This window comes from Sphingobacterium sp. JUb56 (genome assembly GCF_014191365.1).
GTDB lineage: Bacteria > Bacteroidota > Bacteroidia > Sphingobacteriales > Sphingobacteriaceae > Sphingobacterium > Sphingobacterium anhuiense.
The window spans coordinates 4,148,097-4,161,535 of record NZ_JACHWL010000001.1 but is presented as its reverse complement, the minus strand read 5'-3'; the positions used below and the strand labels follow the sequence as shown (position 1 = coordinate 4,161,535).

The following is a 13,439-nucleotide window of genomic DNA, read 5'->3' as shown; positions in this document are numbered from 1 at the left end:
TGTTATTATAAAACGAAAGCCACGTTAGTGGCTTTCGTTTTAAAGGTATAAAAAAATTATTTTACGTCCCAAAATATTTTGGTGTCTCTCTTATCTTTCCCTTTTACTGCTTCATAGTTTGCTTGATTATTAGCAATTTCTTCAGAAGGGTACATCAAACGTGTTGGTGGTGTCGCATAGTTAGCTAAGCCCCCTTCTGGGTGAGTTAAGACAGGGTATCCTGTTCTTCTTAATTCTGCCCATGCTTGTTGTGCTTGAAGAAAACCGTAATGCAACCATTTCTGTGTCCAGATCAATTCAAGATCTTTAGTTTGATTGTTTGTGAATGAAATTGTCGATTTTTCTGTAAAGTCATTGATCACAACATCATTAGGTTTAACTTCTGTTTTTAATCCAGAATCATTGATGTTGTTTAGATAATAGTAAAATGAAACTGACTGTTTTACAGCTGTATTATAAGCTTCTTTTGCTGTAGTACTAGCTCCCCACCGTAATAATGCTTCTGCTTTATTGAAGTTGGTTTCAGATGCTGAAAATACAATTCCTGGTAAAGCATTGTTATCAAAGATGGTTGCAGAATCTAATACAGCATAGTCTTGGTAGTTCGTATTGATTTCTTCAGATGTAAATGTAATAGGCATAGCTTTGTATTCTTTGTTTGGATAGAATACACCCTTAATAGTTCTTCCGAATTTATCGAAAAGTACAGGAATACGTGGGTCATTAGACGGCAACATTACTTTATTAAGCATATAGTCTGGCGCATATTGATTTGGACCTTCAATTAATGCTTGTCTCAAACTTCCGGTATAATTCGTTAAGGGCTGTAGTAAAATATCTTCTGTTGCAGGATTGTAGTTTGCAACATTGCCCCCATCGGCCAAAGGATATTGAGCGGGGTTATTTAGCATTTCTAGTGCTTCCGTTCTGGCTTTATTTTCATCTATAAAAGAGATACGCATTAATAAACGAAGTCTCAGTGAGTTCGTATATCTTCTCCATTTATTGACATTCCCACTATTAAGGATATCGTATTTAGAAAAATCAGCATTTGTCTGAGCAGTTGCTAAATAGGTGTTGATTTTTTTTAATTCATCGATAAATAAGTTGTACAATTCTTTTTGGTCATCGAACTTAGGTTTTATAATTTCTCCCGTAGCTGGTAAACTTCCAGCTTCGCTGAATGGAATATCACCGAAGTTGTCAATCATTTTTGCCGCTTCATCATACATCAATACTTTTGCTGTTTGCATGAAAATTTCCATATTCTTTTTTTCAGTTTCTGAAAGTTCTGAATAGGCTTTATTCATACTGCGGTTCAACCCTAATACTCCTGTCGAATAAAAGTCTGACCAATAGGTGTACGAGTAATTGTCTCCTGGTTGATACATACTCAATGAAGGAGTAAAAGATGCTGTTTGCGTATAGACGGTCTGATTTGATAGTATGAAAGTTCTATAGTGATAATAAGAAGGTCTCACACGGTCATTGTTGAGCATTTTTGCAAAAAAAGCAGGAATATTTGCTTTAGTAGAGGCATCTGGATTTTGGAATTTCTCCTCCAATTGCGATTTACAACCCACCATAGTAGCGCAGGCTGTTATTAATGTTATGATTGATAAAAATATTTTTTTCATGATTTCAGTCGATTAATGTTAGAAATTAGCATTTAGTGAAAAACCAAAGCTTCTTGTCGCAGCTGTTGAACCTACGTCAACACCTTGAGACCACCATGCATTTCCAACTGGAGCTTCTGGATCCAGGTTCTTTAATGTTCTATAGATATAGAATAAGTTTCTTCCTAATAGGGATACGCGAAGATTGTTGATTTTCAGCTTGTTCGTGAAACTGTCAGGAATCTTGTAACCGATCGATAGCTCTCTTAATTTAATGAAGTTATTGTCGTATACTGCCCCTTCTTCCGACCAGGAGTTTGCTCCCCAGCCGAACGTATTCATATAGTATTCAGGAGCACTTAAATGTACATCATTTGCTTTTCCTGTATTTGCATTTACTCCTTGAAGCGTTACGCCAGTCTCTCTATATGGGAGTGTGTTTTCATATAAACCTGCACTCATACCGTATTTTAGGTTTTCAGACACCATTTGTCCACCGAAACGGTAGTCTGCCGTAAAATCTAACATAAAGTTTTTGTAAGTAAAGGTATTGGTCCAACCCCCGATTGCTTTTGGCATAATGTTACCTACGTGTTTATACTTTGTTTTATCGATTACATATAGACCTTCATCTGAAATTATATTATTGCCTTGCTGATCTTTTGCAATGTCGTAGACATAAATGTTTCCTAATTTTTCACCTTCTCTAGCTGTGATTTTTAAAGAGTTTTCATCTGCAGAATAGAAAAGAAGTTCGTCAACACCTGGTGCTAATGTTTTTACTTTAGAATTGTTGAATGAATAATTTAGTCTTGATGTCCAAGTGAAGTTATCATTTTGGATCGGCGTGCCGTTTAAAGATACCTCTAAACCATTATTCGCAACTTTACCTATGTTAAGAATCTGACTTCTAGCACCTGTTGAAGATGGAAGTGTTAAGTTAAGGATTTGATCTTCAATGTAGTTATTGTAGTAACTTACATCTAAGCCTAATCTATTTTTAAGAAACTTTAACTCTACACCAAATTCCATTTCGTATTTACGTTCAGGTTTCAGGTTAAGATTACCGTAATTGCTGGTATATGTTAATGAAGGTACTGCACCATTTACACTTAAAAGTGGTGCTTGCGTATTGGAGATATTAGCGGCATAAATCGGGGCATCGTTACCTACAATACCGTATGATGCACGTAATTTACCATACGAAAATTTATCAGACTTTAGATTGAAAGCATCGCTAAAGATAAAACTTCCACTAACTGATCCATACTGGTAGTTATTGTTTGCAGGAGGTAATGTTGAAGAATACTCTGAACGATAGGTTCCGTCTAAGTAAGCGTAGCCTTTATAACCAATATTTAAGGTTCCAAAATACGCATACTTAAGCATTTCTTTTCTGCTATTGCTGGTCTCAGCTTGAGCATAACTGTTATTTATACTAAACCAGTTTTCAGTGACAAGACCAGCTGCTGTATTTGAAGATTGATCATTATAATTTTCAGTTCTGGATTGAAAACCGAAACTTGCAGAATAGTCAAAATCTTGATTAATCTTATTTGTGTACGTCAACATAGCATCACCATACAAAATAGAATAAGCGCCTTTGGAAGTGCCGAAACCACCTGTGCTGCTTTTTGGCGAGTTGTAAGCAGTTGCATATTCGGTATATTGCTTATTTGTACTGGTCGCTGAGGTGAAGTCATTACCAATACGTCCTCTGAATTTTAAATGATTGACTACATCCCAATTTAAGGTTGCACTGGTTAAAATTCTATTCTCTGTTTCATCGTAGCTGTTTTTGTACTGATTCCAGAAGTAATCTAACAGATTAGATGCTCTCATGGTATAGGTAAAATCTTCTGGTCGACCCGTTCCAAATTTAGAGTACTTATAACCATCAGAAGTTTGGTATGCATTTTTCATAGCAGACATATCTTCTGTTCTGCTGAAAAATCCATCAAATGTTCCTAAAACCTCACCTAATAAACGAGCTCTGTTATGCGTATTTGTATTGACAAAGTTGGCTACGATATCGGTTGATAATTTACTGCTTAATTTAACAGTACTGTTTAAATTGAAGGTGTTTTTATTTTGCTTACTGCCTGGACTTGTACTTTTATAGTCCATACGTGTAGCGCTTAAGCGATAGTTAATTTTATCGGTTTGATTGGATATCCCAACGTTGGCTGTTGAATTGTATCCTTTATCAAATACTTCGTAATAATTATTTTCTCTTAATTTATAAGGTCTTACTTGACCATCCCACCATAGTACATCTTCACCTGTGAATTTAGGTCCGAAACTTCCGTATGCTCTGTAGTAAGGACGACGTCCACTTGGTGATTTGTCGTCTATAAACCAGCCTTCTGCAGTAGCGCCGTTAGCAATATTTGTTGCCGCATCATAGCCAGGACCATAAGTATTCTGAAATTTAGGCAGGAAAGCTGCTCTTTCAATTGATCCATTGTAATTAAAATCAACACCCAATCCTTTTCCCTTAATACCTTTTTTAGTTGTGATCACAATAACGCCACTTGCTGCATCGGAGCCATATAATGCACTTGCGGCCGCACCTTTTAAAATAGAGATATTTTCGATATCGGAAGGATTGATATCTAACATACCATTACCGCGGATGCGTTGATCATTCCAGTAATTATTATTATTTGCGCCACCAGAGCCATTTTGCTGATCATTACGGATAATGATACCGTCAACTACATAAAGAGGCTGTCTCTGAAAATTTAATGAGTTAATGCCTCGAATTTGCACGTTTACGGCACTTGCAGAACCACCTGGTGCTGTTGTTATTTTTACACCTGGAGCTTTACCATATAAAGCCGATCCAAAGTTCGTGTTACCTGCTTTTGTAATTTCTTCTGCTTTGATACTGCTGACAGCATATCCTAAAGCTTTTGCATCGCGTTTAATACCCATTGCTGTCACGACCACTTCATCTAAAGCTGAAGCGTCTTGTATCAACGTGACATTAATCGATTTAGTTGAACCAACCAAAACTTCTGTTGGTTTGTATCCAATCGTAGTAAATCGTAAAGTTTCTCCTTGTGAAGCCTGGATGGTAAAGCTGCCGTTTGCAGTGGTTTGTGTCGCTCGTGAGGTTCCTTTTACGGTAACCGTTACGCCGGATACTGGCCCCGAAGCATCTTTTACTGTTCCGGTAATGGATTGCTGTGCGAATAAGGATGATGCACTGACTAAAGTGCATAACGCTAATCCTGCACTCTTTTTCTGAAAATAATTCATGAGTAATGATTTATAAGCTAATTAGTTTGTAGTTATAAGGGTTTGTAATGTGTTTTCTATAATAAAGGCAACAGTCCCAATACTTTGTGCCTGTTTATTTGTTTCTGATATTTTTAATTGTGTTGTGCTGGCCAATCTAGGTATGCAAAATTCATTTACTGCAGTCTGAATCTGAGGCATGAGTATGGCGCCAGCTTTGGCTCCCCGGCCACTGATGATGATGACTTCAGGGTTGAGGATATGGATTAATGTAGCAATGCCTTTTCCTAACATATAGCCAATTTTCCCAAGACTGGCAATAGCAAGCTGATCACCCTGTAATGCATTCTCCAGTAAAGCATCTCCTTGTGCTAATAGGTTATTATACTGCTCGGCTTCTAAACTCGATTTTTCTCCGGCCTTTAAAGCATTCTGTACATCTATTACTGCAGCGCTTAACGATGCCTCTACTTCTAAACATCCTTTTTTTCCACAGGAACAAAGGGTGTTGCTATGGCTTAGTGGTATATGGCTAAATTCTCCTGCATAACCACTCGATCCTTTAAATATTTGACCGTTTACGATCATGCCTAATCCGACTCCCCAATTTAAATTGATGACTAACGCATTTGTTGTCTTTTGTGCGGCGCCAAATTTTTGTTCGGCAAAAGCAATGCAGGTGGAGTCGTTTTCAATAATCGTCGGAATTTTAAAATGATCAGTGATGTGTTTTTTTATGTGGTGTAGGTTACATTTTTTATCGTACGAATCATTAACGCCTTTTTGTATGTTTACAAATCCGGGCATACTGACACCCGCCGCAATAAAATTGGCTAGTGGAATCTGTGACTTAGTAATAAGCTGATCAGCATAACTGATGATGTTTTGGAGTGCTTCTGACTCGCAAGAAAGGGGATTATATTGATCAGTAATCTGTTCAATTATTTTGTTTTCAAGATTATAAATGTAAATCGATGTATAATATTGATCAAGCGCAATAACTAACATATAATGAGAAAGGCTATTATTTAGCTTGAATTGAATAGCGCGTCTTCCTCCCGTTGATGTCGCAAAACCATTACCCTCAATGAGTTTCATTTCCAGTAAGGAATTTATTGATTTGGTAATAACCGGAATACTTTTATTAAAAGTTTTACTTAGCTGTGCAATTGATTGTGATTCCTGAAAGTAAAGTGCTTTTAAGATTTGGCTGTTCATCATTAATAATCTTCGTATTGTCGTATTGAAGTGGTAAAGAAAGCAAATTTCTTTGTAAAATCCATGACTTTATAATATTTATTAATAAGTATAAGGGTCTTTGTCTTGTTTTATTAATAATTGGCAGTTTAATTTGATTTATTTTTCAAAAGTTTTTTAGAATGTAACAGACGTAAAAAGCTCGCGGATCCTTTTACAGTTGTTATGCATACTTTATTGCTTCTACTTTCTTATGTTTTTGTTTGAGGTGATGATGGATAATATTGATTTCTATTTAAAAAACAAAAATCCGTGTTTATGCCATTTTAAATTAAATTGCGCGTAAAAGTGAATAGTAAAATTGTTATTTTTATGCCTTAAACAAACTATTTTATGAAACAGCGTTATTATTCACTTGACGTATTCCGAGGAGCTACAGTTGCTCTGATGATTATGGTCAATAACCCTGGAACATGGGCTCATATGTTCGCACCATTAAAACATGCCGGTTGGCATGGCTGTTCCCCAACAGATCTTGTTTTTCCTTTTTTTCTATTTGCAGTTGGTAATGCCATGTCTTTTGTTATTCCTCGACTTCAGGAAGCTGGAGATGCTGTATTCTGGAAGAAAGTTATCAAAAGAACGGTTTTGATTTTTGCTATTGGTTTATTCCTTAACTGGGCTCCGTTTGTGCAGTGGGACGGTGATACACTTGGATTGAAACATTGGGTAAATCCAAATAATCCTGAAAAGGGCATCCGGATATTAGGTGTACTTCAGCGCATTGCGTTGGCGTATTGTTTTGCTTCTATTCTGGCTTATTACTTTAAAGAGAAGGCGTTGATCTGGATTTCTGCTGTTATCTTATTGGCTTATTGGGCTATTTGTGCTTTTGCTGGACAGGCAGGAGAGCCTTATAGCCTTGCAGGTTGGTTTGGAACTCCGATTGATATACAGCTATTGGGAGTAGCTCATATTTATAAGGGAGAAGGTGTGCCTTTTGATCCTGAAGGCCTGATGAGTACATTACCGACTATTGTACAAGTCGTTTTCGGTTATCTTGCCGGTACTTATATCAAGAAGCAAGGGCAGGTAGATTGGTTATGGTCTAAGGTTCCTGAAAGTAAAGAGCCTCATTTCAAATTACTTTCAGGGTTATTTGTAACGGGGTTTATTCTGGTAGTTTTAGCATGGATCTGGTCATTAGGTTTTCCGATCAACAAAAAAATATGGACAAGTTCTTATGTACTGTACACAACGGGATTAGGAATTATGACCATCGGTGGAATGATCTGGTTTGTTGAAGTACAAGGTGTGAAAAATGGTTTGACTAAATTTTTTGATGTGTTTGGTAAAAACCCACTTTTTATCTTTGTGCTAAGTGGTGTTTTACCGCGATTGGTAGGGCTGATCCGTATTCCGGATGGGGTAGGAGATGATGGAACTGTTTTATACACCAACGCATTTACCTGGTTTTATACAACAATCTGCAAACCTTTACCAGGTCCACCAGAGGTCGGTTCTTTCTTTTACTCGCTATGCTTTTTGGCCTTGATGTGGGGTATATGCTATTACTTGGATAAAAAGAAAATCTATGTGAAAGTTTAAGGCATTCCTTATTAATGCAGAGCGAATTTTAAGTTTATTGTTATCAGGTGTTTTGTTCCTCAATTGATTTAAACTTTATGTAAATTACTAGGTGCCTATTAAGGTGGCACTTTAATATTACTGCGTTACTACTTAAATTTTAATCTTCATTTTCTTTGCAGATTAAAGTTTAAGTGCTACCTTTGCAGTCAATTAACAAAAATTTTTAACGCTTTAATATTATTTCAGAGATGTATTTAAGTAAAGAGTACAAAGCAGATATCTTCGCGGAATTTGCAGGTTCGGCAACGAACACAGGTTCTACAGAAGGACAAGTAGCTTTATTCACTAAGAGAATTGCTCACTTAACTGAGCATTTGAAAAAAAACAGAAAAGATTTTAACACACAACGTGCCCTACAAATGTTAGTAGGTAAACGTCGTTCATTATTAGCTTACCTGTACAAAACTGACATCAACCGTTACCGTGCGATCATTAAAGGTCTTGGTTTACGTGATATCATCAAATAAGCTTTTAGTTATAAAAACTTTAGAAAGCCGTCTCTTTGGAGATGGCTTTTTTTTGTCGCTAAATTTTGAAATGATGATTTTATGCTACTTATTATTATAAAACCACCTTCAATGGTTAAGGGTAGCATGATAATTACTGTTATAAATGCAACTGACGTCAGTTTGATTATAAATATTTTACCTTATCTTTGCGATGAAATTAAAATATTTTTAATATAGGTATGCTGCCAAAAGATGAAAAGCATATCGCAAATAACAACGAATGAGTTATAACGAAATCAAAACAGTAATTGATATGGGCAATGGCTCCCAGATCGAACTTTCTACTGGTAAATTGGCTAAACAGGCTGATGGTGCAGTAGTTTTAAAACAAGGTGATACGATGCTTCTAGCAACAGTCGTTTCTGCTAAAGAAGCGAAATCTGGAGTTGACTTTTTACCTTTGTCAGTAGATTACCAAGAGAAATACGCGGCTACAGGCCGTATTCCTGGCGGTTTCTTACGTCGTGAGGCGCGTTTGTCAGATTATGAGATCTTAATCTCTCGTTTGGTAGATAGAGCTTTACGTCCTTTATTCCCTGAGAACTATCATGCAGATACACAAGTGATGATCTCTTTGATCTCTGCAGATAAAGATATTATGCCGGATGCATTAGCTGGTTTAGCAGCTTCTGCTGCTATTGCGGTTTCTGATATTCCTTTCAATGGACCTATTTCTGAGGTTCGCGTTGCTAAGATCGATGGCCAATTGGTGATTAATCCAAAAATGTCTGAATTAGAAAGAGCAACTTTAGAATTTATCGTAGCTGGTTCTGCTCAAGATATCGGTATGGTTGAAGGTGAGTGTAGTGAAATTTCTGAGACTGAAATGGTAGAAGCGATTGCTTTTGCGCATGAGGCGATCAAAAAACAAGTTGCTGCTCAAGTTGAATTAGCAAATTTAGTAGGTAAAAATGTAAAACGTGAGTATAACCATGAGCCAACTAATGAGACGTTGAGAGCTGAAATTTTCAGCGCGACTTATGATAAAGTATATGCTGTAGCAGCTTCTGCTTCTGCAAAGCATGACCGTTCTGAAGCTTTCGCAAAGATTGCTGAAGAATTCAGAGCGACACTTCCAGAAGAATTGGATGAGGATACAAAATTCTTATTCAAAAAATATTTCCATGATGTACAATACGATGCAGTTCGTAATTTAGTATTGGACGAAGGAAAACGTCTTGATGGACGTGATGTACGTACTGTACGTCCAATCTGGTCAGAAGTAAATTATTTACCTGCAGCTCACGGTTCAGCTGTATTTACACGTGGTGAAACGCAATCATTAACTTCTGTTACTTTAGGTGCTAAAGATGCAGAGCAAATGATCGATGGTGCATTCATCAACGGTTATAACAAATTTATCCTTCACTACAATTTCCCTGCATTCTCTACAGGTGAGGCTAGACCAAATAGAGGTCCAGGTCGTCGTGAAGTAGGTCACGGTAATTTAGCATTACGCTCATTGAGACAAGTATTGCCTCCAGTAGCTGAAAATCCTTATACAATCCGTGTTGTTTCTGATATCTTAGAATCTAACGGTTCTTCATCAATGGCAACTGTTTGTGCTGGTACATTAGCATTATTAGATGCGGGTATTAAATTGAAAGCTCCAGTTTCTGGTATCGCGATGGGTTTAATCTCGGATGAGAAAACGGGTAAATATGCAATTCTTTCTGATATCTTAGGTGATGAAGATCATTTAGGTGATATGGACTTTAAAGTAACGGGTACTGAAAAAGGTATTGTTGCTTGTCAAATGGACTTAAAGATCAATGGATTGAAATGGGAAGTTTTGACACAAGCTTTGGATCAAGCGAAAGAGGCTCGTCTTCATATCTTAGGTGAAATGAAGAAAACAATTTCTGAGCCACGTGAAGATTACAAACCTCATGCTCCTCGTATTGTTCAGATCATCATCGATAAAGAATTTATTGGTGCTATCATCGGTCCAGGTGGTAAAATTATCCAAGAAATGCAACGTGAAACAGGTGCTACTATTTCTATTGAAGAAGTAGATGGTAAAGGTATCGTTCAGATCTTTGCGGACAATAAAGCTGCTATTGATGATGCAAGTACACGTATTAAAAATATCGCTGCTAAACCTGAGGTAGGTGCTACTTACGAAGGTAAAGTGAAGTCTATTATGCCTTTTGGTGCTTTCGTTGAAATCATGCCAGGAAAAGATGGTTTATTACACATCTCTGAGATTGATTGGAAACGTTTTGAAACGATGGATGGTATCTTTACTGAAGGTGATAAAGTAACGGTTAAATTATTGGATATCGACAAACAAGGTAAATTGAAACTTTCTCGTAAAGCTTTATTACCTCGTCCTCCTCGTGAAGATAAACCAGCTACTGATGCAGCTCCACAAGCGTAAGTTTTAAAAAACTTAATCATATAAAAAAGCTCACTGAAAAGTGAGCTTTTTTTATGCTAATAAAACAGGCTGTCTATTTGACAGCCTGTTTTGTTTTGTTATAACATGATAACGGATTCTATTTTAGATACTTCTTTGTAATAATCAATTACTTCATCGGCATTATTGACAAAAGTCTCTACGGTGATGGACTTGTATTTACCACCTGATGATTCTTTTTCCGCGTATTTGGTGCTTGCATGCGTAAATACTTGTTTTACTTGCTCTATTTTCTCCAAATCGGCTTTTACAATGAATTTGAATTTGTATAAGGATGGAAATTGTTCTACAGCAATCAATTTTTCTTTAAAAGTTGTATAGAAATCTTGCTGATTATTTCCGTCTTCAATATCTTGGATATTGATGTTGTTGTTTAATTCTGACATTTTTAATCTCCTTTTGTTGATTATTATCAAAAGCTATTCCATAAATAGTGGCCTGACAGACTTGCAGATTAATTATCTACTGAAATTGGTCTATCCTGTGGTGCTTTACCCCAATTTTTGTTTGGAGTATTGCTCATTTCAATTTCGATCGTACCTCCTTTTAGAACCTCATCATATGTGATGAATGATTTCGAGTACGATAGACCATTGCGTTTGATGCTTTTTATATAGCTGTTTTTCTTAGCTTGATTTTTAACCTGTATCGTTAACTGTTTATCATTTGGAAGGGTAATGGTTGCTTTTTCCATCATCGGTGATCCGAAAACATAAACACCGCTGATTGGATTTAATGGATACATACCCATTGCTGAAAACACATACCAGGCACTCATCTGTCCAGCATCGTCATTACCACACAAACCATTAGGTTTGCTTGTATAAAATTCCATCATGGCTTTACGGGCAAGTGCAGAACCTTTCCAAGCTTCTCCTGCATATGCATACAGGTAAGGGACATGGTGATTGGGTTCATTGCCTTGAGCATATTGACCAATAAGACCAGTAATATCATTTGAAGCTTCTCCACCCAAATCGGAAGACATTGTTGTGAACTCGTCAAGTTTCTTCAAGAAGTTTTTATCGCCTCCAAAAAGATTGATTAGGCCTTTTACATCTTGAGGAACTAACCAGGTGTATTGCCATGCATTACCCTCACAGTAATCGTTTTCACGGTGTTTAGCCATCAATGCGTTGAATGGTCTTCTAAACTCACCGTTAGCTTTTCTTCCCACAAAATGACCTACTTCTTTATCAAAATATTGCTCATAAAGCTTATATCTCTTCTCAAAATATGCAGCATCTTCTGTTTTCCCTAATTTCACCGCCATTTTGTAAGCACTATAATCTGCAATAGCATATTCTAATGCCCAAGCTACAGATTCATGATCCATGCTGTCAATTGGAATATAAGTTAAGTCACGTACGAATTTTAAGCCGTTTTCGTAACCCATTGCGGTGGTTTTTACTGCTTCCCAAGCCAATTCGTAATCTTTCTCATCTAAAATCCCTTTGATAACTGCATCAGCTACTACTGGTATTGCAGGTAATCCAACCATAGTATTGGTCTCATTACCTTGTAAATGCCATACCGGTAATTTTCCCTGTTGCTGATAAATCGCCAGCATGGTTTTAATAAAATCCTGATTGATCTTACGATCCTCCAGTAAATTCATTAAAGGGTGAAGTCCACGGTAAGTATCCCATAAAGAGAATACGGTATGATTAGTAAAATCCTGTTTTTCGTACACTTGTTTGTCTGTGCCTAGATAATCACCATTTGCATCATTAAAGATGGTCGGTGCAAAATAGGTATGATACAAAGCGGTATAAAAAATGGTTTTGGTATCTGCATCTCCTTCAAATTGAATTTTATTTAAAGTGCTGTTCCATTTGTCATTTGCCTGTTTCTTCGCATCTGCAAAATTCCAGTTCGGCATTTCCACCTGTATGTTTTCTAAAGCATTTGTCGTACTTACAGATGAAAGACCAACCTTCACTTCAATGGTTTTATTTTTTACAGCATCAAAAAATAAAGCAGCTTTAATCGCTTGACCTTTTACGGTAGAAGAACCTAATTTTTGACTGTTCTCCTCATAGAACTGCACTTTTTGGATAGGAACAGAGGTTTTTAAAGCAAAATATACTTTTTGATCACTTGCCCATCCTGAAGAAAAGCGGTATCCGACGAATGTGCTGTCATTGATTTGCTTGATGTACGAGTCTGTTGTTTTATCCCAGTTCATCTTAAAAGAAAGGTCGATGAATAAGTGAGCATTGTCCGATTTATTATAGACATACTGATGATAGCCAACACGCTCAGTTGCTGTTAGATTTGCCTGAACTTGGTAATCGTCTAATAGAACACTGTAAAATCCAGGTTGGGCTATTTCATTTTCTTTTTTAAAGCTAGATCCATAGCCGGTACCCATCTTGTTAAACTCTGCAGGTTTTAACTGTACTTTACCGTTTGCAGGTACAATCATAATATCATTGAGATCGCCAATACCGGTACCACTAAGATGTGTATGGGTAAAACCCAGAATTTCTTTGCTTTTATAATTGTAACCACTGCACCAGTCCCAGCCATTAAACTGATCCCAGGTCTGTGCAATCTGAGATGGACCTAATTGTACAGCTCCTAATGGCACATTGGCACCGACAAATACGTGTCCATGATCTTCGGAACCGATAAAAGGGTTCACATATTGAGTCAAATTTTGTTGAGCCATTGAACTTAATGGCGATAATGCAAGAATACTTAATAAAATTTTATTGTAATTCAATTGAATCATAATTAATTAGTTTGATCTTATTTAGGGGTGAAATATAGCATTTTTTTTGCTTAATAAATCCTTTTAGC

At 36.7% G+C, this 13,439-nt stretch carries 8 protein-coding genes; 3 read left to right on the top strand and 5 right to left on the bottom strand.

Going from position 1 to position 13,439, the window contains the following annotated elements; all coding sequences use genetic code 11:
• Nucleotides 1-56: 56 nt before the first annotated feature.
• Genes FHR29_RS17685 through FHR29_RS17675 form a run of 3 tightly spaced genes read right to left on the bottom strand, consistent with a single transcriptional unit; the run spans nt 57 to nt 6,080 of the window.
• Nucleotides 57-1,637 carry a SusD/RagB family nutrient-binding outer membrane lipoprotein gene (locus FHR29_RS17685; RefSeq protein WP_260292189.1) on the bottom strand — a complete coding sequence of 527 codons (1,581 nt, stop codon included), beginning with the start codon at nt 1,635-1,637 and terminating at the stop codon, nt 57-59.
• Between the two features lie 18 nt (nt 1,638-1,655).
• On the bottom strand, nt 1,656-4,880 hold the full coding sequence (locus FHR29_RS17680; protein ID WP_183916052.1) for a SusC/RagA family TonB-linked outer membrane protein: 3,225 nt from the start codon (nt 4,878-4,880) through the stop codon (nt 1,656-1,658).
• A gap of 21 nt (nt 4,881-4,901) precedes the next feature.
• Nucleotides 4,902-6,080 (bottom strand): ROK family protein, encoded by a 1,179-nt coding sequence (locus FHR29_RS17675; protein ID WP_183916050.1) that lies wholly within the window; start codon nt 6,078-6,080, stop codon nt 4,902-4,904.
• A 369-nt stretch (nt 6,081-6,449) separates the two neighbouring features.
• Here FHR29_RS17675 and FHR29_RS17670 point away from each other — a divergent pair, with 369 nt between their 5' ends.
• The 3 genes from FHR29_RS17670 to pnp all read left to right on the top strand — a co-directional run bounded on the left by FHR29_RS17670 (nt 6,450) and on the right by pnp (nt 10,595).
• Nucleotides 6,450-7,664 carry an acyltransferase family protein gene (locus tag FHR29_RS17670; RefSeq protein ID WP_183916048.1) on the top strand — a complete coding sequence of 405 codons (1,215 nt, stop codon included), beginning with the start codon at nt 6,450-6,452 and terminating at the stop codon, nt 7,662-7,664.
• A 230-nt stretch (nt 7,665-7,894) separates the two neighbouring features.
• Entirely contained in the window at nt 7,895-8,173 is a 279-nt protein-coding gene (rpsO, locus tag FHR29_RS17665) for a 30S ribosomal protein S15 (protein ID WP_021191167.1), read from the top strand.
• Between the two features lie 262 nt (nt 8,174-8,435).
• Nucleotides 8,436-10,595, top strand: coding sequence for a polyribonucleotide nucleotidyltransferase (pnp, locus tag FHR29_RS17660; protein WP_183916046.1), 2,160 nt, complete (start codon nt 8,436-8,438; stop codon nt 10,593-10,595).
• 98 nt (nt 10,596-10,693) lie between these two features.
• Here the strand turns inward: pnp and FHR29_RS17655 are convergent, their stop codons facing one another.
• Both FHR29_RS17655 and FHR29_RS17650 read right to left on the bottom strand, forming a co-directional pair.
• A complete protein-coding gene (locus FHR29_RS17655) occupies nt 10,694-11,020 on the bottom strand; it encodes a DUF493 domain-containing protein (protein WP_183916044.1) in 327 nt (108 codons plus the stop codon).
• Between the two features lie 68 nt (nt 11,021-11,088).
• Nucleotides 11,089-13,371 (bottom strand): GH92 family glycosyl hydrolase, encoded by a 2,283-nt coding sequence (locus tag FHR29_RS17650; protein ID WP_183916042.1) that lies wholly within the window; start codon nt 13,369-13,371, stop codon nt 11,089-11,091.
• Between the last annotated feature and the right edge of the window lie 68 nt (nt 13,372-13,439).

What these genes read in the sequence shown, in the direction of transcription:
- FHR29_RS17685 (WP_260292189.1), bottom strand. Translation starts at nt 1,637, where the DNA reads ATGAAAAAAATATTTTTATCAATCATAACATTAATAACAGCCTGCGCT.
- FHR29_RS17680 (WP_183916052.1), bottom strand. Translation starts at nt 4,880, where the DNA reads ATGAATTATTTTCAGAAAAAGAGTGCAGGATTAGCGTTATGCACTTTA.
- FHR29_RS17675 (WP_183916050.1), bottom strand. Translation starts at nt 6,080, where the DNA reads ATGATGAACAGCCAAATCTTAAAAGCACTTTACTTTCAGGAATCACAA.
- FHR29_RS17670 (WP_183916048.1), top strand. Translation starts at nt 6,450, where the DNA reads ATGAAACAGCGTTATTATTCACTTGACGTATTCCGAGGAGCTACAGTT.
- rpsO (WP_021191167.1), top strand. Translation starts at nt 7,895, where the DNA reads ATGTATTTAAGTAAAGAGTACAAAGCAGATATCTTCGCGGAATTTGCA.
- pnp (WP_183916046.1), top strand. Translation starts at nt 8,436, where the DNA reads ATGAGTTATAACGAAATCAAAACAGTAATTGATATGGGCAATGGCTCC.
- FHR29_RS17655 (WP_183916044.1), bottom strand. Translation starts at nt 11,020, where the DNA reads ATGTCAGAATTAAACAACAACATCAATATCCAAGATATTGAAGACGGA.
- FHR29_RS17650 (WP_183916042.1), bottom strand. Translation starts at nt 13,371, where the DNA reads ATGATTCAATTGAATTACAATAAAATTTTATTAAGTATTCTTGCATTA.